Raw genomic sequence first — 23,864 nt, 5'->3', positions numbered from 1 at the left:
CAGTGGAGCAGGTGGTGGAGCACAGCGACCAGCCGGTGGTAACGGCCATTGTTTCGGCCTACAAATGCGAACGGTTCATCCGGGGCTGTCTGGATGACCTCCTGGCACAGAGCCTTGGTGAGCGGCTGGAAATCATTGTCGTGGAGACCGGCTCGCCCGAGAACGAGCGCGACATTGTGCGCGAATACCAGCAGGCGCATGACAATCTGCGCCTGATCACCACGGACGAGCGCGAGACCATTTATAGCGCGTGGAACCGGGGCGCGCGGGCCGCGCGAGGACGCTATCTGACCAACGCCAATGCCGACGACCGCCACCGCCACGACGCCCTTGAGGTCATGGCCGCCGCGCTGGACGAAAACCCGCAGGTGGCGCTGGTCTACGCCAATGCTTATGTGACGGCCACGCCGTGTCAGGACTTTGCGACCTGTACGCCCATTGGGCGCAGCGACTGGCCCGCCTTCGACAGGCGGACGCTGTTTACCTACAACTTTGTCGGGCCACAGCCCATGTGGCGCGCCGCCCTGCACGAGCGCTACGGCTATTTCGACCGTGACTTCGAAGCCATCGGCGATTATGAATTCTGGCTCCGCATCGCGCGGACCGAGGATTTCCTCTTGATTCCCGATGTGCTGGGGCTCTATTTTATGGCCCCGGAGACGGCCGAGCGGCGCGACCCGCAGCTGTCCAGGCAAGAACGCCTGCTGGCCAGACGACGCTACAGAATCGGCGAATAATCCGCCGAAACATTACCAGAGAGATGAAACAGGAGACCGCGACGTGAGCGCTTCTGCCGAGATACGACGACAGGTCGAGGACCTGCGCCGACAGCTGGAATACCACAACAGGCGCTACTACGTCCTTGACGATCCCCAGATAACCGACGCCGAATACGACGCTCTGTTCCGCAACCTGCAGGACCTTGAGCGCCAATACCCCGAGCTGGACGACCCCAACTCGCCAACGCGGCGCGTTGGCGGCGAGCCTGCACCGGGTTTTGTGCAGCAGGACCACCGCCTGCGCATGTACAGCCTGGATAACGTGTTCAACGTGGAGGAGTGGTCCGAATACGCCGCGAGAGTGCGGCGCGGGCTGGACATTGACCACGACCTGCCCTTTTGGGTGGACCCCAAGCTGGACGGACTGGCGTGCGAAATCATCTATGAAAACGGTGTGCTGACCACGGCCCTGACGCGCGGCGACGGCATCACCGGCGAGGTGGTCACCGCCAATATGCGCACTGTGCGCAACCTGCCCCTGCAGCTGGACATGGACGACATGCCGGAGCGCTTTGAGGTGCGCGGCGAAGTCGTGATGCTCAAGGAGGACTTTGTCCGCCTGAACCGCCAGCAGGACGAGGAGGGCGGCAAGACCTTCGCCAACCCGCGCAACGCCGCTGCCGGTTCCTTGCGGCTTTTGGACTCGCGCATCACCGCGCGCCGCCGCCTGAGCTTTATGGCCTACGGCATTGGCGAGGTGTCCTTCCCCTCCGGCGAAGCGAAGTGGTCTACGCATCAGGGAATGATGGAATTTCTGGCCGGGGCGGGCTTTACCATTCCGCCGCTGGCCAAGCTGTGCGAGTCGCCGGACGAGGTGGCCGCCTACTACGAGCGCCTGATGGCCGAGCGCGACGACCTGCCCGTGGAAATTGACGGCGTGGTCGCCAAAATCAACGACATCGAGGCGCAGGACGCCCTTGGCTTTACTGCGCGTGCGCCGCGCTTTGCCATGGCGCTGAAGTTCCCGGCCATGCAGGCGCAGACTGTGCTGGAGAGCATAGAGGTGCAGGTGGGTCGCACTGGCGTGCTGACCCCGGTGGCGCATCTGCGCCCTGTGGTGGTGGGCGGTGTGACTGTCTCCCGCGCCACCCTGCATAACGAGGATGAAATCCGCGCCAAGGGCGTGCTGGAGGGCGATACCGTCATCGTCCAGCGCGCGGGCGACGTTATCCCCGAGGTTGTCGGCCCTGTTGTGGAAAAGCGCACCGGCGAGGAAAAGCCTTTTGTCTTCCCCACCGTCTGTCCGTCCTGCGGCTCCCCGGTGGACCGCCTGCCCGGCGAGGTGGCGATTCGCTGTCTGAACGTCTCGTGCCCCACGGTGCTGCGGCGGCGCATTGTCCACTTTGTGTCCAAGGCTGGGCTGGATATGTCCCGCGTTGGACAGCGCCTTGTGGAGCAGTTGGTGGACAAGGAACTGGTCAAGACGCCGGCGGATTTGTTCCGTTTGCGGCGCATGCACATCATGCACCTTGAGCGCATGGGGCCGAAGTCGGCGCAGAATGTCATTACGTCCATTGAGGCGGCCAAAGAAGCGCCGCTGGAGCGGCTTATCGCGGCTATGGGCATCCGGCACGTGGGCGAACAGACCGCCCGCACGCTGGCGCGCGCCTACCGCGACCTTGACGCCATTGCCGAAGCCTCGGTGGAGGCGCTGACCGAACTGCCGGACATTGGCCCGGAAGTGGCGGGAAGCGTGCACGCCTTTTTCCAGAATGACGACAACCGTCACCTTGTGGAGGAATTCCGCGAGGTGGGGCTGTGGCCCGTCGGCGGCGTGGACGAAACCGCCGAAGCCGGAGAGCAGCCCTTGGCGGGGAAAACGTTTATCTTCACCGGTTCCCTGCCCGGCATGTCGCGGCCCGATGCCGCCAAGCTGGCCGAGGGCGCTGGCGCGAAGGTGGTCAAAAGCATCTCCAAGAACGTGGATTACGTGGTGGCGGGCGAAAAGGCGGGCAGCAAGCTGACCAAGGCCGAAAAGCTGGGCCTTGCCGTCATTGACCTTGATGCCTTTATGGCGCTGCTTCAAGGCGGGGCTGGTGAGGGCGGAGAGGCGAATGCCTCCGGCGCCGCACACCCTGCCGCTGAAACAAGCGCAGAATCCGCCGCTGTGCAGGAGGCTCCGTCCGCGGACTCATCCGAAGAGGCTGAGGGTGCCCAGCCGGAAGCTGGCCAGACCAAAGCAGAGAAATCTGGCGTGGCCAAGACGGGTGCAGACGGGGCGAGCGCCGGAAAGCCGTCTGCTGACGCGGCAGGCGCGGAGCAGAGTGGCGCGGCTGTTTCCGATGCATCCAGCACCTCTCCAGATGCGCAGGTGAGCGCTGATTCGGACGCGGAAGCAGGGGAGTCTTCTGCTTCTGCGGGTGCCCCGGGTGAGGCGCCTGCGCCGTTGAAACCGCAGACGCAGGACGCGGCTGACGCGGGAGCGACTTCCCCTGAGGGCGAGGAAGCCCCCGCGCCGGAGGGCAGTGACGCCACAGATGGCGACGCAGACGCCACAGCCGAAGCCCCAAACACCGCCGCTGACACAGCCCCAGACGATGAAGCCGCCGCTGACGGCGAACGAAAGGCGGACGCCCCGGCAGGGCCCAAGCAGTACACACTTTTCTAATATCGCAACACGAATGGAACCGGAGGACGACATGAGTACCCCTATTATCGTCATGGGCGCCAAGGGCCGCATGGGCGCAACCATCTGCCGCATGGTGCAAAATGATGCTGGCGCGGAGCTTGCCGCCGTTGTGGAGCGCCCCGGCAGTACGGACGGTTTGGACTACCTTGGCTGCCCCGTGGGCACCGACCTTGCCACGGTTTTGCCGGAGCATCCCGGCGCTGTGGTCATCGATTTTACGGCCCCGCAGGCCAGCCTTGCCAACGCCCGCGTTTGCGCGGCCAACGGCAACCCCATTGTCATTGGCACCACGGGCCTCACCCCGGAGGAGCAGGACGAGCTGCGCACCATCGCCGCCACCAACGCGACATTCTGGGCGCCGAACATGAGCGTGGGCGTCAGCGTGCTGCAGCAGATTCTGCCGGAGCTGACCAAAAAGCTGGGGCTGGATTACGACATTGAGATGGTGGAACTGCACCACAATCAGAAAAAGGACGCCCCCAGCGGGACGGCCCTCAAGCTGGCCGAGTGCGTGGCCGAAGCCCGCGACTGGGACCTGCAGCAGGTCGGCACCTATTGCCGCGAGGGAATCATCGGCGCGCGCCCCAAGGAAGAAATCGGCGTGCAGACCATCCGCGGCGGCGACGTGGTTGGCGTGCATACCATGTACTTCATGGGTCCGGGTGAGCGCATTGAGGTGACGCATCAGGCGCACTCTCGCGATACCTTCGCCCAAGGCTCCGTCCGTGCGGCCAAATGGCTGTCCGGCAAGGCCGGTGGCAAGCTGTACGCCATGGCGGACGTTGTCGCGCTGTAGGCGCGCAGAGATTCAGAGTGGCTTTTCAAGGCGGCAGGGCATTGCGACCCTGCCGCCTTTTTGTATGCACGTTTTTCCCCGCGTGGCGGGCGTTTTGCACACTGGGGAGAAAAGGCTTGTACTATTCTTCACAAAAGGCGCGCTTTGGGGTACGTTTTCCCAGTGTGTTGGGAGTGTTTCTTTTTTCTGAACCTTTGAACCCAATTCAGGGTGAGCAAAGAAGGAGGACATGGCACCAATTGATATGAACGCCCTTGCGACTATTGCATTCGATATAACGTGGGAGAGCGCCGAAGCCCGGCACCGGGAGCGTTTTCTCGGCCGCAAGGTGAACCTGTGGCGGGACATCTTTCCCCCCGGCCTCAAGGAGGCGTTGATGGGGAAGGACATCGGCGAAAGCGCCCACATCCATTATGCCCCCGGTGAGGCCGTGGCGGACAGGACGGACAACTTGGTCTTTGACCTGCGCCCGGACGATTTTTGCCCGCGCATGTTTGGTGGGCGTACGGTGCAGGCGCGCTTTGGGCGTTTTTATCCCAGCGGATTGCTCCGCAACGTTCCCGGAGTGTTTCCGCAAACCGTCTCGCCGTTTCGCATTACCGCGCTGACGGAGGGACGTCTTGTGGCGGACCGCAATGCTCCCTTTGCGGGGCGCGAGTTTACACTGTCCGCAACCGTACTGAATGCCGCGGAAAAGGCGAGTGACACCGGCGGCCGTCTGACGGATTGGATTGAGGAGATATGCCTTTCCGGTCCGGGGATGCAGGTGCGGTGCGAGGGCGGCCCAACGGATTTTGCCGCCAGTGCATGCGGCGACTTCGACCGCGTGGACGCCGCGCCGGATGAGGAGTTTTACGAAACCACGCGCCTTGTGGGGCATGTGGATGCGCAGGCCTCGCTGTTTTTGCAGGAGGAGTATTCCCACCACCTGCGCCCGGGGATGCGTGTGTTGGACCTGATGAGCAGTGTGCAGTCGCACGTGCCGTCGTCCCTTGGACTGGACATGGTCGGCCTTGGCCTCAACAGCGAGGAAATGCGCGCGAATCCGGCTTTGGGCGACCATGTGGTGCACGATGTAAACCGTACGCCGTCGCTCCCCTTTGCAAGTGGCGAGTTTGACGCGGTGCTGCTGAGTCTGTCCTTTGAGTATGTCACCGAACCGGACAAAGTGGTGCGGGAGATTGCCCGTGTGCTGCGTCCGGGGGGCGTGGCGCTTCTTGGATGCTCCAACAGGTGGTTCCCCACCAAGGTTGTGGCTATCTGGCGCGAATTGCACGAGTTTGAACGCGTCGGCTACATTCTGCATTATCTGCAGAAGGCGGGCGTGTTTGCCGATATGCAAACCGTCAGCGTCCGGAATTGGTGGCGGCCCGAAGATGATCCGCACATCCGCGAAACATGGACCAGCGACCCCGTGTACGTGGTCAGCGCCATTCGCGTATAGCCCGAGTCCGCGATGGGCGCGGCGCATTCCGGCAGGTCCGTGCGCCCGTTGTCTCCCTGTAATGATAGGGCGATGCCTCCTGATGGAGGTGTCGCCCTTTTTATTGCCTGCGGTTTGGGGCGGAGGGGGCGGCGCTAGACGAAAAGGTTGGCGAGGGTCTCTTTGCGGAAGGCGAAGATGGCCCGAAGGCGAGGGCGCACAATCAGGCTGTTCACCGCGTCTCCCAGCCAGCCGAGCGGCAGGGCGTAGTTGACGATATCGCGCATGTGCACGCCGCCGTTTTTCTTTTCGAAAATGTGCTGGTGGTGCCAGAAGCGGTAGGGGCCAAGGCGCTGCTCGTCCACAAAGTAGTGCGGCTCGCGCACGTGGGTGATTTCCGTGACCCAGCGCATGGAAACGCCCGGAAACGGACGGATGGAGTAGGTGAGAATCTGGCCGGGGTACATGGGGTCCGGCTCGCGGCAGGTCATGTCAAAGCACAGCCACGACGGCGTGATGCGGCACAGGTTTGCCGGGTTGGAGAAATAGAGCCACGCCTCGCCAAGGGAGACGGGCAGCATCTGGTTGCGCACAAGGGTGTGGAGCATCGGTAAAGCATACCACAAACCGGTGCGCGGGAGGAACTCCGCCGCGCTTTTTCGCGCGCGGCGCGCGGCGAAATGGGCGAATGCGGCGCAAGCGGGCGACGCGGCAAAACTGCGCGGGGCTGGCCGCCGGTTACCCCTTCACGCAGACCAAGGGCCGCACACGCGCCACTGCCTTGGCGATGCCTGCGTCCGTCACCGCGCGCACCACGGCGTCGATGTCCTTATAGGCTCCCGGCGCCTCCTCTGCCGCGCCGCGCGTGGAGCCGCTGCGGATGACGATGCCGCGGCCCCGCAGGTCCGAGAGCACCTGACCGCCGCGAAAGGTTTTCTGCGCCTTTTTGCGGCTCATACTGCGGCCCGCGCCATGGCAGATGGACCCGAAGGCCACGCGCATGCCGTAGTCCGTTCCCGTGAGAATGAAGGACGCCGTGCCCATACTGCCGCCGATGAAGGCGGGCTGGCCTACGGCGGCGTAGGCGGACGGCAGGTCCGGGTGCCCCGGCGGCAAAGCGCGGGTTGCGCCCTTGCGGTGCACCAGCAGGGCGGCGCTGCCACCGCCCACGGTGTGGCGCTCCTCCTTGCAGGTGTTGTGCGCCACGTCGTAGATGAGGGACAGCCGCGCCTCGGGGAAGACGCGGGCAAAGGCCTCGCGCGTGAGGTGGCTGAGCACTTGCCGGTTGGCAAGGGCGCAATTGATGCCGCAGCGCATGGCCGCCAGATACGCCTGCCCAAGGGGCGAGGCCGCCGGGGCGCAGGCAAGCTGGCGGTCCGTGATGGGCAGACCATGGGCGGGCATTTCGTCCAGCATCCGCGCAAGGTAGTCGGTGCCGATTTGGTGCCCAAGCCCGCGCGAGCCGCAATGGATGCTGACAAGCACATCGCCCTCGGCAATGCCAAAGGCGTCGGCGGCGCGGGCGTCGTGCACGGTCTCGACGTATTGCACTTCCAGATAGTGGTTGCCGGAGCCAAGGGTGCCAATGGCGTCGCGCAGGCGCGTCATGGCTTTTTCCGACACGGCGTCCGGGTCGGCACCGGCCATGCGTCCACGCTCCTCGGTATGGTCAAGGTCCGCCTGCGAGCCGTAGCCGCGCTGGACGGCCCACTTGGCGCCGTCCCGCAGCAGGGCGGTGGCCTCCTGTTTCGACAGGCGGATGGAGCCGCCAGTGCCAAGACCGCTGGGGATGGCTGTATACAGCGTGTCCGCCAGCTCGTCCTGCGCGCGGAGAATATCGCTTTTGTGCAGGCCGGTGCGCAGGCAGCGTACGCCGCAGGCAATGTCGAACCCAACGCCGCCCGCGCTGACAATGCCGCCGAGCGCGGGGTCAAAAGCGCCTATGCCGCCGATGGGAAATCCATAGCCCACATGGGCGTCGGGCATGGCGATGGCCGCGCCCCGGATGCCGGGCAAGGACGCCACAGCGCACAGCTGGCGGCGCACGTCGTCCTCCATGGCGCGCAGCAGGTCGCTGGAGGCGAAAAAATCCGCGTCGGTCTGCATTGTCCCGCGGCGGGGCAATCGCCAGTGGTTGGCGCCGAGGTTGGTACAATTGGTCTGGTCCATGGTGGCTCCTGACGTCTTGGGGCGTCTTTTGGGCGTGGACTGCACGCCGCCTGAGGCGATCATAGCGGGAGAGCGGGCGCGGGGCCAGAGGCAAGGCGCGGTGGAGGCAAGGTGTTTTGTGGCTTTTCCTTGCGGGGTGCATACGCTATATCCTAAGGGATGATTCGCACAGAATGCTCACGCGAACGCGCCGAGAGTTGAAACGGAGGAAACAGAATGGATTTATCGACAATACTGCCTGTAGCTGAATTCAGCGAGTGGTCCACACTCGCCCTTGCTTGGCTGGTGAAAAATGGCCTGCGCCTGCCCGTAGCCATTATTATATTTTTGCTGGGCCGGTGGGTGGCCAAGCTCATTGGCGAAGGCGTGTCCCGCATTGCGGGGCGCGGCCATGCGGACCAACTGCTGGCCAACTTCCTAAGCGGCGTCACGTACTACACGCTGCTGACCGCCGTGGGCATCGCCGCGCTGGCGCATTTGGGCGTGAATGTGACGTCGCTTATCGCGGTCTTTGGCGCTGCCGGTCTTGCCGTCGGCCTTGCCCTCAAGGACTCGCTGTCGAACTTTGCTTCCGGCGTGATGCTGGTGGTGTTTCGGCCCTTTAAGGTGGGCGACTATGTCCTTGGCGCTGGCGTTGCCGGCACCGTGGAGCGCCTGACCATTTTCAACACCATCATGGTGACGCCGGACAACCAGCGCATCATTATCCCCAACTCCATGCTGATGGGCGACGTCATCACCAACGTGACCGCCAACCCCATCCGCCGCATAGACTTTACCTTTGGCATTGCCTACGACGATGACATCGACAAGGCCAAAGACGTGGTGTGGAAGACCCTCGCCAAGGAATCGCGCATTTTGGACGATCCGGAAACCGTTGTTGCCGTCCACACCCTTGGCGACTCCAGCGTGAACCTTGTGGTGCGTCCGTGGGTGAAGACCGAGGAATACTGGAGCATCTACTGGGCGCTGATGGAAGCCATCAAAAAGGCGTTCGACGCCGAAGGCATCACCATTCCCTTCCCCCAGCGCGATGTGCACCTGTACCCGCAGGGCGAGGCGCAGCCCGCCAAGCAGTAGCGCTGCTGCGGCGCGTTGCGGCGCGCCCGGCATACGGCCAGAACAAAAAGGGCGGCTTCCGTAAGGAGGCCGCCCTTGTATATGCTGTATGCTTTGTCGTCCGAAATCCGCCGGAGGCTACATCTTGTAGAGCTCAGCGCCGGGGATAATCTTCACGTTGTTGCGCTGCAAGGTCTCAATGGCCTTGTCCGTGCGGTCGAAACGGAAGATCATGGTGGCGTCCTCTCCGGACTGCTGGACGAAGGCGTACATGTATTCCACGTTAACGCCCTCAGCGGAGAGCATGTCGAGGATGGCATGCAGGCCGCCGGGCTGGTCCGTTACTTCGGCCGCCACAACGGTGGTGCGGCCCACGGTAAAGCCGTTGTCCTTGAGCACGGCCTTGGCCCTGTCAAAGTCGTCAACGATGAGGCGCAGGATGCCGAAGTCCGAGGTGTCGGCCAGAGACAGCGCCCGGATGTTCACCGAGTTTTCGCTTAGCACGCGCGTGACTTCGGCCAAGCGGCCTGCTCTGTTCTCCAGAAAGATGGAAATCTGTTCGGCTTTCATTGTATGGTGTCTCCCGTTTCAGCTTTCGTTTGCCGTCGCCGCTTCATGTAGAAACAACGATTTCTGTCTTGTACGCGATAACTGGTTCTTATGGCAAGCCATGTGGGGCGCGGCTGAGCATCTTTTGGCCCGCCGCGCCGGGCTGTGCTAGCGCTGGTCAATGATGCGCTTGGCCTTGCCCTCGGAGCGCTCGATGGTCTTTGGCTCCACCAGTTTGACCTTGGCGGTAACGCCGAGGAATTCCTTGATGCTTTTCTGAATTTTGCGTTCCAGAGCCTGCAGGCCCCGGATTTCGTCGCTGAGGAACTTCTCGTCCACTTCCACCTGAATTTCCAGCGTATCCAGAGAACCGTGACGGCCAACGATGATCTGGTAGTGCGGGGCGGTGCCCTCGGTTTCCAGAATGATGCTTTCGATCTGCGAGGGGAAGACGTTCACGCCGCGGATGATGAGCATATCGTCGCTGCGGCCCATGATGCGGTGCATGCGCACGAGGGTGCGGCCACACTTGCAGGGCACGTAGTCCAGCTTGGTGAGGTCGCGCGTGCGGTAGCGCAAGAGGGGCAGGGCTTCCTTGGTCAGCGTGGTGATGACCAGTTCGCCAACGGAGCCGGGGGGCAGGGTCTCGCCGGTTTTGGGGTCGATGATTTCGGGCAGGAAGTGGTCCTCGGCCAGGTGCAGGCCGTTCTGGGCGGCGCGGCACTCGCACGCCACGCCCGGGCCCATGATTTCGGACAGGCCGTAAATATCAATGGCGGTGATGCCAAGGCGCGCTTCAAGGTCGCGCCGCATCTCCTCGGTCCACGGTTCCGCGCCGAAGATGCCGACGCGCAGCGGCAGTTCGCGTATGTCCATGCCCGCATCGTTTGATGCCTCAATAAGATACTGCATGTAGGACGGCGTGCTACAGATAACCGTGGGGCCAAAGTCGCGCAGCAGCTGCACCTGACGCCTCGTCCCGCCGCCGGAGACGGGGACGATGGTCGCGCCCAGCTCTTCCGCGCCGTAGTGCACGCCAAGCCCGCCCGTGAACAGGCCGTAGCCGTAGGCGTTGTGGACAATATCCGCAGAGCTTGCGCCAGCCGCCATGAACGAGCGGGCCATCAGCGTGGCCCAGTTTTTTACATCGCGCTTGGTGTAGCCCACAACCGTGGCCTTGCCGGTGGTGCCGCTGGAGGAATGGATGCGCACCACGTTCTCGCGTGGGACGGCAAAAAGGCCAAAGGGGTAGTTGTTGCGAAGATCCTGCTTTTCGGTAAACGGGAGGTACTGGATGTCGGCGAGGCTGCGAATGTCGGCGGGTTTGACGCCTTTTTCATCAAGGCGCTTGCGGTAAAACGGAACGTTGGCGTACACACGTTCCACAAGGTTCTGCAGCCGCTTGAGTTGGAGTGTCTCCAGCTCTTCTCTTGGCATGGTTTCAGTTTCGACATCATAGATCATTGCCTGGTCTCCTCTCGAGTACATGTACCGTTTATGGTGTATGAAAAAGCAGGGGTGGGCACTGCACTGGTGCACAGCGCCGCGGCGCGCATCTGCGGGACTTCGCATTTCCCACAGTGCGTTGAAGTATCGGCAACCTTGCCCAATCCGCATGGAGCGCGTCAACCCTTTTTGCGCCCGCAGAAGCATGTTGTGGCGCAAAAATGGGATGAAACCGCCCCGCATGCAGACACGTGGTGACCTTCTACAGACAGGATGGAGTACAGCATGACGATGCACCCGGCATATACACAGCCCGATGACTACGCCGTCCCCGGCGCGCAGGCACTGGTCTTTGCCACGCGTGAGGCCATGGCGCGCGAGGCCGCGCGGCGTATTGCCGAGGCGTGCCGCGCCGCAGTGTCCCAGCGCGGCGTTGCCGCCCTGATGCTGGCCGGTGGGTCCACCCCGCGCCGCACCTATGAACTCCTTGCGCAGGAGGCGGACATGCCGTGGGCGGACATTCTTGTCTTTTATGGTGATGAACGCATGGTGCCGCCGGACGACCCCGCCAGCAACGCCCACATGGCGCACCAGACACTGCTGTCCCGCGTGCCTCTCCCCGCCGCCAACGTCATGCGCATAGCGGGCGAGAGTGGCGACGCCGCAGAGGCCGCCGCGCAGTACGAGGCCATCTTGCGCGGTGTGACGCAGGAGCGCGGCCTTGCCGCAACGCAGGGCGTTCCCGTGCTGGATGTGGTCCTGCTTGGCATGGGCGACGATGGCCACACCGCATCACTTTTTCCCTACAGCACGGCCCTTGATGAGCGGGCGCGGCTTGTGGTTCCGGCGCTTGCTCCGCCGGATGCGGCCGTATCGCAGCGGGTAACCATAACCCTGCCGCTGTGTGCGGCGGCGCGGCTGGTGGTTTTCCTCGCTACCGGGCCGCACAAGGCCGGCATCGTCCGGGAAATGGTCACCCAGCCCGCCGAGGCCGCGCGGCGCTATCCGGCGGCGCAGGTGGTTTCCGGCGGCGACCTGCTCTGGCTGTTGGCCGAGGTGGACGGCGGGGGCGGAGAGGGCGCATCTGCGTAGGCGCGTGGGCCTGAATTGGGCAGAAAAGTCCCGCCTGTTGCCGCGCGGCGAAGAAAATTCGCGCGGGCGGTGCGCTGTGTATCCGGTGTTTGGCTGCGGTTTTGGATGGGGGCGCCGTGCTATCCGTCTGAAATGGCGGGTGATTTTTCTCCCGTTGGCCGCTCGGGAGCCGCTGGCCGTGTTTTGGGGCGGCTTTTGCGCATTTGGCTATTATTGCGGGCAAGTGGGAAATGCTTTATGTGATGTCGCGCGGCGTACGCGCACACGCGCGTGACCGCGACTGGACATGCGCCACAGGGAGGGTATCCTGTCCGGGTGGTGCGTGGCGTCTTGCCGCGTCCAGAACATGTGTGCACCCCGCCGTCCGCCCGCCGGACGGCCAGAAATATTTCCGCGTTGACCGGGGCCGGAGGCCACTCCAGAGCCTTGGCGACGACACCAAAAGGAGCTTTTCCCAATTATGCAGAATTCCGAGAACACGACCCTTGGAACCGTTGAGACCATGAAGCGCGTGGCTGTGTGGCTTGACGAAAAGAAGGGACGCGACGTCGTGGCCCTTGATGTTGCCGGACTGTGCAGCATCACCGAAGGACTGGTGGTGGTGACCGCCGGCAGCGTGAAGCACGCCCAGGCCCTTGCCGACCACGTCCTTGACCGCAGCGGCGAGGAAGGCGTGGAGTACCTCGGTATGGAAGGCTACAAGACCGGCGGCTGGATCCTTGTGGACCTCAACGACGTGCTGGTTCACATCTTTCAGGACGACACCCGCGGCTTCTACAATCTGGAAGGCCTGTGGGCCGAAGCCGAAAAGGTCGAGCTGGACCTGCCGGAAGCTGACGCCTAGCGTCCCCACGCGGCCGATGAGCCGCTGCGCCACCGCGCCCGCCATGGGCGCGTGCGACACCCCGCTCCCACCACGGTAAATTGGTGGCCGACCCCAAGGAGGAACCATGTCTGAACCGAAACCCACTCTGCTTCTCATCCTCGACGGCTGGGGCATTGCCCCCGCGACGGACGGCAACGCCGTGTGTCTGGCCGGAACGCCGTACATCGACAGCCTCAAGGACGCCTACCCGGCAACGGTCCTCGACTGTTCCGGGCGCGCGGTGGGATTGCCGGACGGGTTTATGGGCAACTCCGAGGTCGGCCATATGAATATCGGTGCGGGCCGCGTTGTCTATCAGGACATGACGCGCATCGACATTGCCATGGAGGACGGCTCCCTCGCCACACGTCCTGCCATTGTGGACCTGCTGGATGCCATCAAGGCGTCCGGCGGGCGTCTGCATTTGATGGGGCTGTTGTCCGATGGCGGTGTGCATAGCCACATTAACCATCTGTATGCCCTCTTGGCCGTTGCCAAGGAGGCCGGGGTGGATGCTGTGGTGCACTGCTTTATGGATGGCCGCGACACTGCGCCGGATAGCGGCGCGGGCTACCTTGCCGCGTTGCAGGCGGAGATGGACCGCATCGGCCATGGCCGCATTGCCACGGTGACGGGCCGCTATTACGCCATGGACCGTGACAAGCGCTGGGAGCGCAACGCCCTTGCCTACGACGCGCTGACCCGTGCCAAAGGCAAAATGGTTGCCGACCCCGTTATTGCCGTACGCGAGGCCTACGAGGCCGGAGAGTACGACGAGTTCATAAAGCCCCTCATCGTCATGGATGGCAACGGTTCGCCCGTTGCCCGCCTTGAGGATGGCGACGGCGTGTTCTTCTTTAACTTCCGCGCCGACCGCGCGCGCCAGATTGTGCGCACGCTGTTTGACGACGACTTTGCGGAATTTGAGCGGGAGCGTCGGCCCAAGCTGGCGGCGCTGACCACCATGACCATGTACGAGTCCGCCTTTCCGTTGCCTGTGGCCTTTGCCCCCGAGGGCATTGCCGACGGCCTTGGCGAGGTGGTGTCGCGCATGGGGCTGAAGCAGCTGCGCATTGCGGAGACGGAGAAGTACGCCCACGTGACGTATTTCTTCAACGGCGGACGCGAGGAGCCCTTTGACGGGGAGGACCGCAAGCTGGTGCCGTCCCCGCGCGAGGTGGCAACCTACGACGAAAAGCCCGAAATGAGCGCCCGCGAGGTGACCGACGCCTTTGTGGACCTGTGGAAGAACAAGGGCTACGACTTTGCGGTGCTCAATTTTGCCAACTTGGACATGGTGGGGCACACCGGAATTATTCCGGCGGCGTGCAAGGCCGTTTCCGTGGTGGACGAATGCGTGGCGCGCGTTGTTCCCGCCGTTCTTGAACGCGGCGGACGGATTCTTTTGACGGCGGACCACGGCAATGCCGAGCAGATGCTCGACGCAGCCGGCGGCCCGCATACAGCACACAGTACGAATCAGGTTCCCCTCGTCCTCATTGAGGAGAGCGCATCCGGCACGCGCCTGCGTCCGGGCAAGCTGGGCGATCTTGCGCCCACCATCCTGTCCCTGTGGGGCGCGGATGTGCCGGAGGCCATGACGGGTGAGAATCTGGTGGAGGAAGCATAACAATGGATGAGCGGAACAAAAAACCGCTTGAGCCCGTACGCCCGCGCGGCGTGGAGCTGATATATTTCTACCCCTGCCCCTTTTGCGATCACGATGTCCCTCTTGTTGCGCCTGTGCAGGCCGGACGGGTGCGGTGCGAGGCCTGCGGCCAGCGCTTCCCCATCCTGCCCGTGGATGAGCGCACGCAACGGTTCGTGAAGATTATGACCCATATGGGCCGTGCGGGAATCAACCCGGACTTCCTTTAGTGGCGGGGCGGACCATGCCAAATGTCCTGTGTTTGACCCCGTGCGGGGCAACACATCCCAGTGTTCGGCTGCGGCTCTTTCCCTTTATTGAGGAAGCAAAGGCCCGCGGCGGTGATATCCAGTGGCTCCAGTGCCCGGATGCCGCGCTGAAGCGCTTGGCGTTTTGCGCGCGTTTGCCTCGGGTGCGGACCATTGTCCTGCACCGGATGCTGCCTTCGTCCATGGAGCTGCGCGTATTGCGCTCGCGCTGTCAGCGCCTTGTGGTGGACCTTGATGAAGCCTTGTGGACGGCGCACCCCTCGCAGGGAGATATTGCGCCCAAGCAGGCCGACGGACGCCTGCGGCGGCTGCTGAAAACTTGCGCCGCGGCCAAGCTGGTCATCGCAGGGACGCCCTTTCTTGCCGAAACGGTGGAAGGTGTGTCGTCCTCGTGCCTGATGCTGCCCACCCCGGTGGATACATCCGTCTACGTGCCCCCGGCGAAGCGTCAGCGCCGAGGCCGCCCGGTTGTGGGCTGGATGGGCACCACACGCAACCAGTACACCCTGCCGGATTTGTTTACGGACTTGACGCCCGCAGCGCCGCTTGTGCGCGTGCTGGTGGTCTCCGGCGATGAGTATGTGCCGCCGGAGGAGTTCGACGGCGAATTCGCGCCGTGGAGCGAGGAGCGCGAGGTGGAGCTGCTCCAGAGTATGGACATTGGCCTGATGCCCATGCCGAACAGCGAATACACACGCGGCAAGTGTCCTGTGCGGCTTATGCAGTACATGGCCTGCGGCGTGGTGCCTGTGGCGTCGGACGTGGGCTTTAACCGCGACGTTATCACCCATGGACGCGACGGCTTTCTGGCCCAGACGCCGGACGACTTTGCGGAGTTTGTGGGCCTGCTGGCGCGGGAAAACGACCTGCGTAGCGAGATGGCCCAGCGCGCCCGTGAAAAGGTGCAGCGCCGCTTTGATACCGCCATCGCGTCCCGCGAATTATGGCACGCCATGGATAATTTATAGCGCCGCATACACGGCGGCGCATGAAATGAAACCGGCCGCATCCACCTTGGTGGATGCGGCCGGTTTGTGTTTTTTGGGGGAGGGGCGCGTTAGCTGATGGCCGGGTAGCCGCGCCGCGTCAGCAGGCGGTTATAGACTTCAATGCTGCGCTCGACTTTCTTTTCCAGCGTATATTCGGCGGCGTGGCGCAGGCTGGCCTCGCCCCAGCGTTTGCGGGCGGTGTGGTCCTCGCAGATGCGGCGCAGGGCGCCAGCCAGCGGGTCCACCTTGGCCGGGGGCACCAGCAGGCCGTTGTCCGTTACAATTTCCGGTACGCCGCCCACGGCGGAGGCCACAATGGGCAGGCCAAAGCCGAACGCTTCAATGAGCACATTGGGCAGGCTTTCGGACAGGGACGGCAGGATGAAGGCGTCGAAGATTTGCAGGTAGTCCGCTACGTTTTCCACGCGTCCGGGCATGTGCAGGCGGCCAGTGAGGCCAAGGGCCGTGCTTTTGTCCTTCCACAGCTTTTCCAGCACGCCAACGGCCACAAGGTGGGCGTCTACGCCGGACTGGGCGAAGGCCTTGAGCAGGTAGTCCATGCCTTTGACGGGCTTGTTGCCTGCCACGGTGCCCAGCACAAGGGCGTCCTCAGGGATGCCGAGGCTTTTGCGCATCTCCTGCGGGGAGATGGTGGCCGTGGTGCGCTTGTCGGGGACGCCGTTGTAGATGACCTCGATTTTGCGCTTGGGACAGCCCACGGTGCGCAGTACGCGGCCACAGGCCTTGGAGTTGACCACATAACAGTCCATACCCGGCGACCAGTAGGGCAGGGGATTGTTTGGGCGGTAGATGACGCCGCGGTAGCCCACGCAGACCACGCCACGCTTTTTCCACTTAAGGCTCCACCATGTGAGGTGTTTTTGGGCCTTGTTGTGGAAGGCATGGGCAATGCAGGGCTCGCCTTCCGGCGGCAGGGCGGCTTCCACAAAGTCGCGCCACAGGGCGCGCTTTTCCGGCAGATTGCGCCAGCCAATGCGGTTGTCCAGCCCGGTGATTTGGGCATTGTGGGGGACGAAGAACGTCAGTTCGTGCCCACGGGCGATAAGGCCCTGCGCCAAGTACATAGCCTGACGCGTGCCGCCGGACAGCGACGAACTGGAGGTCATAAAGATGAAGCGCACGGTTTAGTTGTCTCCGCTGTATCGATTCACCCGCTTGATCAATTCCGGGAGCACCGTTTCCGGTGCAAGGTCGTGCAGACAGGCCGTGGTGCCGAGGGGGCAGGTGTTCTCGTTGCACGGCTGGCAGGACAGGCCTTTGGTGATGTGTTCATGCTCCGGCGCGGGGAAGGTCCATGCGCCGCTTGTGGAGCCAAGCACCACAAAAGTCGGCGTATCCACACCCACGGCGATGTGCCGGGGGGCGGAGCAGTTGCCGATGTGCAGTGTGGCGCTGGCGATAAGGGCGGCCATCTCGCGGATGGTGAACATGGCTTCCGGCAGGATGACGGCGTCCGTGCCCGCGGCGCGGGCTACGGCCTCGGCGTCGGGCTTTTCGCCCGGACCGTAGAAGAGCAGAAAGCGCAAGCGCTTGTCCTGCTGCGCGGCCAGCTTGCACAGGCGGCCGTACTGCTCGGCGGACCAGCGGCGGGTGGCGCGGCGGTGCGAGGGGTCCACGGTGATAAGGACGTGGTCCGGGGTGACGCCGTAGTCGTCGCGCAGGGTTGCCTTGGCCCATGCCATTTCGCCATGGGTCAGGTGTACGCGCGGGCGTTCGCCGTTCCATTCAATGCCAAGGGGGCGCAGCACGCTGGCCTTGGCCATGGCGGCGTAGCCCTTGAGCATGGGGCTGTGGTGCGTGTAAAACAGGCGGTTGTACCACGGCGGCGTGTAGCTGAGGCGTACCTGCTTCTTGCCGCGCGGCGTAAAGAAGCGCGACAGGGCCACCACGTTGCGGATACGCGGAAGCTGCTGAAAGTCCACAATGATGTCGAACCGCTCCCGCGCGACCTCAAGGTAGAACCCCACCTGTGTGGTCAGCTTGCTGTGGGCTTTTTTGTCGATGAGCCACAGGCGGTCAATGTCCGGGTTGCCGCGCAGGACGGCTTCGTTGACCTTCATGGTCAACATGTGGATTTCCGCGTGGGGGAATTTTTGCCGCAGCAGGCTTATGGCCGGGGTGGACAGCACCACGTCCCCAATCTGCCGCAGTTGGCAGACCAGAATCTTTTCCACGGCGTCCGCGTCAAGGTCAATGGTGGGGACGGCGGTCATCGCAGCATCCCCCGCACCATCTCAACAAACTGCCGCGAGCGGCGTTCCAGAGAATGGTTGGCCTTGAACCATGACCACACCGTGCCGCGCAGGTCAAACAGCCCCTCGTTATCCAGCGAGATAAGGGACTGGAGGGCGTCGGCAAAGGCGTCGGGGCCTTTGTCCTTGGCGATGAGCGTGGAGGACAGCGCCGGGATGTCCGAGGGCCACGCCTCGCTGATGCCGCCCACGTTGCGGGCGACAGGGGCAAGGCCCTGCGACATGGCTTCCAGCAGGGTGTTGGGCAGGCCTTCGGAGAAGGAGGGCAGCACAAAGATGTCCGCCTTGCGCAGCACCTGCCGCACGTCCGCCACAAAGCCGTACCACGTGATTTCTTCCGTGAGGCCGAGGGAATCGCTGAGGCTGCGCAGTTCCTTTTCCGCACTGCCGGTTCCGGCAACGTGCAGGTGGAACGAACAGCCCCGGTCCTTGAGGAGCTTGAGGGCGTGCAGAAGCTCGGCGTGGCCTTTGTCCGGATTTAGCTGGCTGGTGACGGCAAGCTGGCGCGGGGTACGCACCACGGCCGGGGATTCCGGGGCCGGAATCTTGCCCGTGGGGATAACGGCGACGTCCTTGTCCGCGATAAAGGACATGCCGTCCACCAGTCCGTCCTTGATGTATTCACAGGGCACAAGGATGCGCGGCGTGATGAAGCGGTGGGTGTTGCGGACCTTTGGCGTGTCGCGCATATCGCGCGGCAGGCCGACCCTGTGAATGACAGGGATGCCGCACAGGCGCGCGGCAACGCCCGCGGTACGCAGGTCTTTGCCCACGTTCACCACCACCACGTCCACGGCATGCTGCGTGAAGTAGCGGACGAAGCGGTAGACCGTCAGCGGATTGTAGTCGAAGCCAAAGCTGATGGCGTGCGCATCCAGCCCGGCCTTTTGGGCCTTGTCCAGAAACGCGCCACGGCGGCAGAAAATGGCGGCTTTGTGCCCCATTTCCTCAAGCTGGGCGGCGAGGTCGAGAGTCCAAGCCTTGACGCCGCCGAAGCGGCGGGTGGCGTTGACGAAGACTATGTTCATTCGAGTATAAAACCCGTTTGCGTTGTGGCGTTTATGGCCGGATGGTGCGGCCTGTGTTCGTCTGGCGGGGCGCGGCGCGATGCTGGCGTCCCGCAGACCCGGCCTGTGGTATCAGAAACCACGCACGCGGACAACGCCGCGCGGGGCGCAATTCGTGCTGCGCAGTCTGCGCGCTGTGCTGTGGTGGCGCTACGCTGTGCGCGTGCGGCGCGGGCGGTACTGTTGCAGGGCAATGCCTGCCATGATGAACACCAGCCCAACAATGGTGGAGGAGCGGATTTCCTCGCCCACCAGCAGATGGATGAGCACGAGCGACAGAAATGGTGAAATGAAAATAAGATTGCCTACCTTGGCCGCGGAGGAGGTTAGCTTAAGCGCCCTTAGCCACAGCACGAAGGTGATGCCCATTTCAAACACGCCCACATAGGCCGCGCCCAAAATGCCGCGCACGTCGCCCACCACGGGCGAGCTCAGTGCCAGCGTCGCCGCCGTTACATACACGGTGCCAAAGAGGAAATTTGCCGTCAGCCCGGCCACGGGGTCGCGGCCGTCGCGGGTGTTGTAAATCCAATACAGCGCCCAGACGATGGTGCTGCCAAGGGCCAGTGCCACGCCAAGCGGGTCGGAAAAGGTCATGTCCGTCAGCTTGCCGCGGGTGCTGATGACCACCACGCCCGAATAGCTCACAAGGATGGCGGCAAGGTCCTTGAGGCTCAGGCGCTGGCCCAGCAGCGGAATGGACAGGAGCGCCAGCGTCACCGCCCATGTATAGTTGAGGGGCTGGGCCTCCTGCGCTGGGAGCAGGTCGTAGGCCTTAAATAAAATAACGTAATAGAGGAACGGATTCAGCAGGCCGAACGCCGCCGAAACCGCCCACTCCCGCCGGGAAAAAGCCAGCAGCCTGCCAATGCCGCCCTGCGCGGCAAGCACGCCAAAAAGCGTGAGCGTGGAAAAGATGCAGGAGTAGAACAGCAGTTGCAGGTGGTCCATGTGCGCCAGCGACAGCTTGAATGCCGAGGCCACCGTGCTCCACAAGAGCACCGTCATGAGGCCGTAAGCGTAGGCCTTGCCTTGATTCGTCATCACGCGGCCCTCCGGCGCAGGGGAGCCAACGCGGTGTGGCGGAAAGGCAGGTGGGCACAAGGGATGGCGGTCGGCATGGCGGCGTCTCTATGGGCGTTTGGCGTGTGTGGCTGATTGGCGCGTGGTTGGAGCGGGCCGGGGCCGAAGCGGCCAGCCCTGCGCGAAATTCCGCATGGCGGCCCTGTGTGGACCGCCACGCGGGAGGATGTGCGAAATGCGCCCTTATTCGGGCTTGGAGCCGTTTACGGCAACGTGGGAGGTGATAAAGTCCACCACCTCGTCCGGTGTGTCGCATATGGTCATGAGTTCAAGGTCCTGTTCCTTGGCAAAGCCGCCCTCAACGAGGCGCGCCTTGAACCAATCCAGCAGGCCGTTCCAGTAGTCGGACTTGTACAGCACGATGGGGAAGCGCTTGATGCGCTGGGTCTGAATGAGGACAAGGGCCTCGGACAGCTCATCCAGCGTGCCAAAGCCGCCGGGCATGGCGATGTAGGCCGACGCGTATTTGATGAACATGAGCTTGCGCACGAAGAAGTAGCGGAAGTCCACGCGGGTGGTGCAGTAGGGGTTGGCTCCTTGCTCCATGGGCAGCTGGATGTGCAGGCCAACGGACTCGCCGTCGGCTTCCTTTGCGCCCTTGTTGGCGGCTTCCATCAGGCCGGGGCCGCCGCCGGAAATGATGCTGTAGCCATGTTTGGCGAGCTTTCCCGAGAGTTCTACGGTATCTTGATAGAGCGGGTCGTCGTGCTTGATGCGCGCCGAACCGAAGATGGAAATGCCGTTTTTGATATCGCTCATTGTGTCGAAGCCGTCTACGACCTCGGCCATGATGCGGAACAGTCGCCACGATTCGCGCATGGAAAGTTCGTCAATGAGGTATTGTCTTTGGTCAGTCACGTTAACTCCTTCAAATGACCGTTCTTTACATGACATGAGTGTGTCGGGTAACTCATGATGATGGCTCAAAGATGTGGATATATCGTTTCCCTTCGTTTTGAAACTAGAAATCATCCATGAATCTCCGCTGGGCGGAGACAACGCCGGGAGTACGCATGAAGGTTCAGTTCCTCGGGGCCGCGCAGACTGTTACGGGGTCGTGCCATATGATGGAGACCGCCGGCCACCGCTTTGCCGTGGATTGCGGCATGCATCAAGGCAACAAGGAAATCGACAAGCGCAACCTGAATACCGCCCCCTATGCCCCGCGCGATGTGGAGTTCTTTCTCATCACGCATGCGCATATTGACCACTCCGGCCTGCTGCCACGCATGGTTCGCGACGGCTTCTCCGGCACCATTTATTGCACGCCGCCCACCCGTGACCTTTTGGAGATTATGCTCCGCGACAGCGCGCACATTCAGCAGATGGAAGCCGAATGGAAAAGCCGCAAGCGCACCCGGCGCGGCGTTCAGACCGTAGACCCTCTGTATACCATGGCGCACGCGGAAAAGACACTCTCTCTGATCAAGACCGTGGAATACAACGAAACGTTTGTGCCGTTTCCCGAATTGTCCGTGCGCTACAGGGATGCGGGGCATATCCTTGGCTCTGCGTTTATTGAGCTGTGCGTCACCGAGGATGACGGCGAGTTCAAGGCTGTCTTTTCCGGCGACCTTGGCCGCCCGGACCAGCTGCTGGTCAAGGACCCGACCATCATTCAGGACGCGCATTATCTGTTCTTGGAGTCCACCTACGGCGACCGCAATCACAAGGATTCCAGCCAAAGCCGCGAGGAGCTGGCCGAGGCCATCGCGTGGAGCTACAAGCACGGCGAAAAGGTCATCATCCCCGCCTTTGCCGTGGAGCGCACGCAGGAGGTGCTCTATACCCTCTACCTGCTGGAGAAGGACGGCAGGCTTCCTTCGGATATGCCCGTGTATGTGGACAGCCCCATGGCCATCCGCGCGACGGAGGTCTTTCAAAAATATCCAAAGTATTACGACGAGGCGACGCGCGCCATCCTTGATGCCGGGGAGGACCCGCTCTCGCTCCCCAATCTGAAGCTGACGCCGGAGACCACGCAGTCTATGGCTATTAACCAGAGCGAAGGTCCGGCGGTGGTTATTTCCGCCAGCGGCATGTGCAACGCCGGGCGCATCAAGCACCATCTGCGCCACAATCTGTGGCGTCCGGGCGCGAGTGTTGTGTTCGTCGGCTTTCAGGGCAAGGGAACGCCGGGGCGTAAAATCGTTGACGGCGCGGAAAAGATTCGTATCCTCGGCGAGGAAATCGCCGTGCAGGCGAAGGTTTTTACCATTGGCGGCTTTTCCGCCCACGCGGGGCAGAGCCAAATTCTGGAGTGGCTGGAGCATTTCCGCACGCCGGAGATGAAGGTCTTCCTCGTGCACGGCGAGAATTCCGCCCAGAAGACGCTGGCGTCGCTCATTGAGGAGCGCTTTGGGCTGTCGGTGCACGTTCCCGGCTACTTGGAAACCTGCACCATGAAGCCCGGCCTGCCGCTGGAGGTGGAAGTGGACGAAGAGCGGGCGCATCCCAGCATCAACTGGGACTACCTGTTCTCGGACGCCGAATCCAAACTGCGCGACATGCGCGACAGGCTGGACACCATTCAGGAGAAATCATGGGTGGACCAGACGGACCTGCGCGACAGACTGCTTGCCATCAACAAGGAACTCATGGAGTTCATTTCGGAAGTGTAACGAATGCGAATCATTAGCGGAGAATTCAAGGGGCGCTCCATCCGCTCCGTGGAGGGGCCGGGGTACCGGCCCGCCACAGGCAAGGTGCGGGGCGCCATCTTTTCCATGCTGGAAGCGCGCGGCGTGGATTGGCAGGACCTGCGGGTTCTGGACCTGTTTGCGGGCAGTGGCTCGCTGGCGCTGGAGGCGCTTTCGCGCGGGGCGGAGTTTGCCATGCTTGTGGAGATGAACCGCAAGGCCGCCGCATGCATCAATGGCAACCTCAAGACCCTTGGCCTTGGCACAGGGCGCGCCAAGGTGCTGCCCAAGGACCTGTTCAAGGTGCTGGCGACTGCGCCGAATGCGCCGTTTGACCTCGTCTTCATCGACCCGCCCTACGGCAAGGACCTGCTCGTCCCCGCGCTGGAAAAGGCCCTGCGCAACCGGTGGATAGCAGACGACGCCTTTGTGCTGGCCGAGGTGGAAAGCGGCCTCGAACTGGACCCGGACACCGTAAGCCCCCGTCTGGAAACCGTGACGGACAGGCTCTACGGACAGACAAGGATAGTGGTATGGAAGAAGAACTGATGGAAGAAGAGGGCGTGAAAAAGGGCGAAGTTATCGCGGTATACCCCGGCACCTTTGACCCGCTCACCAACGGCCATGTCAGCCTCGTCAAGCGCGGGCTGACCATCTTTGACAAGGTGGTCGTCGCCGTGGCGCAGGATACGGGCAAGAATTCGCTCTTCACCTTGGAGGAGCGTGTGGAGATGGCGCAGGAGGTCTTTGCCGACAATCCGCGGGTGGAGGTGGAGAGCTTCTCCGGCCTGCTCGTGAACTATGTGCTCAAGCGCGGAGCGAGCGTGGTCCTTCGCGGCCTGCGCGCGGTGAGCGACTTTGAGTACGAGTTCCAGATGGCGCTCATGAACCGTCGCCTTGCCCGCAGCATCCAGACCGTGTTCCTGATGACGGACTACAAGTGGATGTACATCAGTTCGTCCATCATCCGGCAGGCCGCGTCTCTCGACGGCAATATTCAGGGGCTTATCCCCAACCTTATCGTTCCCCGCGTGTACAAGAAGTTTGCCGAAAAGGCGCGCGAGGAGAACGGACCATCAACTCTGTAAC

22 protein-coding genes are annotated in these 23,864 nt (G+C 62.9%); 13 read left to right on the top strand and 9 right to left on the bottom strand.

What is annotated here, in order from left to right; translation table 11 throughout:
* The first annotated feature begins 2 nt into the window (after positions 1-2).
* The 4 genes from ACYQ2T_RS15850 (at position 3) to ACYQ2T_RS15835 (ending at position 5,648) form a co-directional block, all read left to right on the top strand.
* Positions 3-737 (top strand): glycosyltransferase, encoded by a 735-nt coding sequence (locus ACYQ2T_RS15850; protein ID WP_459901869.1) that lies wholly within the window; start codon positions 3-5, stop codon positions 735-737.
* 43 nt (positions 738-780) lie between these two features.
* Positions 781-3,387 carry an NAD-dependent DNA ligase LigA gene (gene ligA / locus ACYQ2T_RS15845; protein WP_459901868.1) on the top strand — a complete coding sequence of 869 codons (2,607 nt, stop codon included), beginning with the start codon at positions 781-783 and terminating at the stop codon, positions 3,385-3,387.
* Between the two features lie 31 nt (positions 3,388-3,418).
* A complete protein-coding gene (dapB, locus tag ACYQ2T_RS15840) occupies positions 3,419-4,204 on the top strand; it encodes a 4-hydroxy-tetrahydrodipicolinate reductase (protein WP_459901867.1) in 786 nt (261 codons plus the stop codon).
* A 229-nt stretch (positions 4,205-4,433) separates the two neighbouring features.
* Positions 4,434-5,648, top strand: a complete 1,215-nt coding sequence (locus ACYQ2T_RS15835; protein WP_459901866.1) for a methyltransferase domain-containing protein — start codon at positions 4,434-4,436, stop codon at positions 5,646-5,648.
* 134 nt (positions 5,649-5,782) lie between these two features.
* On the opposite strand, the gene ACYQ2T_RS15830 is transcribed toward ACYQ2T_RS15835, so the two are convergent.
* Both ACYQ2T_RS15830 and ACYQ2T_RS15825 read right to left on the bottom strand, forming a co-directional pair.
* A complete protein-coding gene (locus ACYQ2T_RS15830) occupies positions 5,783-6,235 on the bottom strand; it encodes an SRPBCC family protein (protein WP_459901865.1) in 453 nt (150 codons plus the stop codon).
* Positions 6,236-6,365: 130 nt separating this feature from the next.
* Positions 6,366-7,796 (bottom strand): RtcB family protein, encoded by a 1,431-nt coding sequence (locus ACYQ2T_RS15825; protein WP_459901864.1) that lies wholly within the window; start codon positions 7,794-7,796, stop codon positions 6,366-6,368.
* 216 nt (positions 7,797-8,012) lie between these two features.
* On the opposite strand from ACYQ2T_RS15825, the gene ACYQ2T_RS15820 reads away from it, so the two are divergent.
* On the top strand, positions 8,013-8,876 hold the full coding sequence (locus tag ACYQ2T_RS15820) for a mechanosensitive ion channel family protein (protein ID WP_459901863.1): 864 nt from the start codon (positions 8,013-8,015) through the stop codon (positions 8,874-8,876).
* A 117-nt stretch (positions 8,877-8,993) separates the two neighbouring features.
* Here the strand turns inward: ACYQ2T_RS15820 and ACYQ2T_RS15815 are convergent, their stop codons facing one another.
* Together ACYQ2T_RS15815 and ACYQ2T_RS15810 are read right to left on the bottom strand one after the other, a co-directional pair.
* Positions 8,994-9,425, bottom strand: a complete 432-nt coding sequence (locus ACYQ2T_RS15815; RefSeq protein ID WP_404845512.1) for an ACT domain-containing protein — start codon at positions 9,423-9,425, stop codon at positions 8,994-8,996.
* 147 nt (positions 9,426-9,572) lie between these two features.
* Entirely contained in the window at positions 9,573-10,868 is a 1,296-nt protein-coding gene (locus tag ACYQ2T_RS15810; protein ID WP_459901862.1) for a phenylacetate--CoA ligase family protein, read from the bottom strand.
* Between the two features lie 267 nt (positions 10,869-11,135).
* On the opposite strand from ACYQ2T_RS15810, the gene pgl reads away from it, so the two are divergent.
* The 5 genes from pgl to ACYQ2T_RS15785 all read left to right on the top strand — a co-directional run bounded on the left by pgl (position 11,136) and on the right by ACYQ2T_RS15785 (position 15,692).
* Positions 11,136-11,942, top strand: coding sequence for a 6-phosphogluconolactonase (gene pgl, locus ACYQ2T_RS15805; RefSeq protein ID WP_459901861.1), 807 nt, complete (start codon positions 11,136-11,138; stop codon positions 11,940-11,942).
* Positions 11,943-12,402: 460 nt separating this feature from the next.
* Entirely contained in the window at positions 12,403-12,786 is a 384-nt protein-coding gene (rsfS, locus tag ACYQ2T_RS15800) for a ribosome silencing factor (RefSeq protein WP_404845515.1), read from the top strand.
* A 106-nt stretch (positions 12,787-12,892) separates the two neighbouring features.
* The gene (gpmI, locus tag ACYQ2T_RS15795) at positions 12,893-14,437 is read left to right on the top strand and encodes a 2,3-bisphosphoglycerate-independent phosphoglycerate mutase (protein WP_459901860.1); all 1,545 of its coding nucleotides are present in this window, start codon (positions 12,893-12,895) and stop codon (positions 14,435-14,437) included.
* A 2-nt stretch (positions 14,438-14,439) separates the two neighbouring features.
* Positions 14,440-14,685 carry a hypothetical protein gene (locus ACYQ2T_RS15790; RefSeq protein WP_404845517.1) on the top strand — a complete coding sequence of 82 codons (246 nt, stop codon included), beginning with the start codon at positions 14,440-14,442 and terminating at the stop codon, positions 14,683-14,685.
* Between the two features lie 14 nt (positions 14,686-14,699).
* Positions 14,700-15,692 (top strand): glycosyltransferase family 4 protein, encoded by a 993-nt coding sequence (locus tag ACYQ2T_RS15785; RefSeq protein WP_459901859.1) that lies wholly within the window; start codon positions 14,700-14,702, stop codon positions 15,690-15,692.
* Positions 15,693-15,781: 89 nt separating this feature from the next.
* On the opposite strand, the gene ACYQ2T_RS15780 is transcribed toward ACYQ2T_RS15785, so the two are convergent.
* The 5 genes from ACYQ2T_RS15780 to ACYQ2T_RS15760 all read right to left on the bottom strand — a co-directional run bounded on the left by ACYQ2T_RS15780 (position 15,782) and on the right by ACYQ2T_RS15760 (position 20,994).
* Complete coding sequence (locus ACYQ2T_RS15780) at positions 15,782-16,855, bottom strand: glycosyltransferase family 4 protein (protein ID WP_459901858.1); 1,074 nt, start codon at positions 16,853-16,855, stop codon at positions 15,782-15,784.
* Between the two features lie 3 nt (positions 16,856-16,858).
* A complete protein-coding gene (locus tag ACYQ2T_RS15775; protein ID WP_459901857.1) occupies positions 16,859-17,947 on the bottom strand; it encodes a glycosyltransferase family 9 protein in 1,089 nt (362 codons plus the stop codon).
* Positions 17,944-19,014 carry a glycosyltransferase gene (locus tag ACYQ2T_RS15770; protein ID WP_459901856.1) on the bottom strand — a complete coding sequence of 357 codons (1,071 nt, stop codon included), beginning with the start codon at positions 19,012-19,014 and terminating at the stop codon, positions 17,944-17,946. Before ACYQ2T_RS15770 ends, ACYQ2T_RS15775 begins: the two co-directional genes overlap by 4 nt.
* A gap of 189 nt (positions 19,015-19,203) precedes the next feature.
* Complete coding sequence (locus ACYQ2T_RS15765) at positions 19,204-20,097, bottom strand: DMT family transporter (protein WP_459901982.1); 894 nt, start codon at positions 20,095-20,097, stop codon at positions 19,204-19,206.
* A gap of 222 nt (positions 20,098-20,319) precedes the next feature.
* The gene (locus ACYQ2T_RS15760; protein ID WP_404845523.1) at positions 20,320-20,994 is read right to left on the bottom strand and encodes an LOG family protein; all 675 of its coding nucleotides are present in this window, start codon (positions 20,992-20,994) and stop codon (positions 20,320-20,322) included.
* Between the two features lie 155 nt (positions 20,995-21,149).
* On the opposite strand from ACYQ2T_RS15760, the gene ACYQ2T_RS15755 reads away from it, so the two are divergent.
* The 3 genes from ACYQ2T_RS15755 to coaD are packed head-to-tail and all read left to right on the top strand — an operon-like array spanning position 21,150 to position 23,863.
* The gene (locus ACYQ2T_RS15755; RefSeq protein WP_459901855.1) at positions 21,150-22,757 is read left to right on the top strand and encodes an MBL fold metallo-hydrolase RNA specificity domain-containing protein; all 1,608 of its coding nucleotides are present in this window, start codon (positions 21,150-21,152) and stop codon (positions 22,755-22,757) included.
* A 3-nt stretch (positions 22,758-22,760) separates the two neighbouring features.
* Positions 22,761-23,324 (top strand): 16S rRNA (guanine(966)-N(2))-methyltransferase RsmD, encoded by a 564-nt coding sequence (gene rsmD, locus ACYQ2T_RS15750; RefSeq protein ID WP_404845525.1) that lies wholly within the window; start codon positions 22,761-22,763, stop codon positions 23,322-23,324.
* Positions 23,309-23,863: a pantetheine-phosphate adenylyltransferase gene (gene coaD / locus ACYQ2T_RS15745; protein ID WP_404845526.1), complete on the top strand. Its 555-nt coding sequence runs from the start codon at positions 23,309-23,311 to the stop codon at positions 23,861-23,863. Before rsmD ends, coaD begins: the two co-directional genes overlap by 16 nt.
* Position 23,864: the final 1 nt, after the last annotated feature.

This window comes from Desulfobaculum senezii (assembly GCF_054657395.1).
Note: the sequence above shows the minus strand (reverse complement) of the source record. Positions and strands in the feature narration are given on the sequence as shown.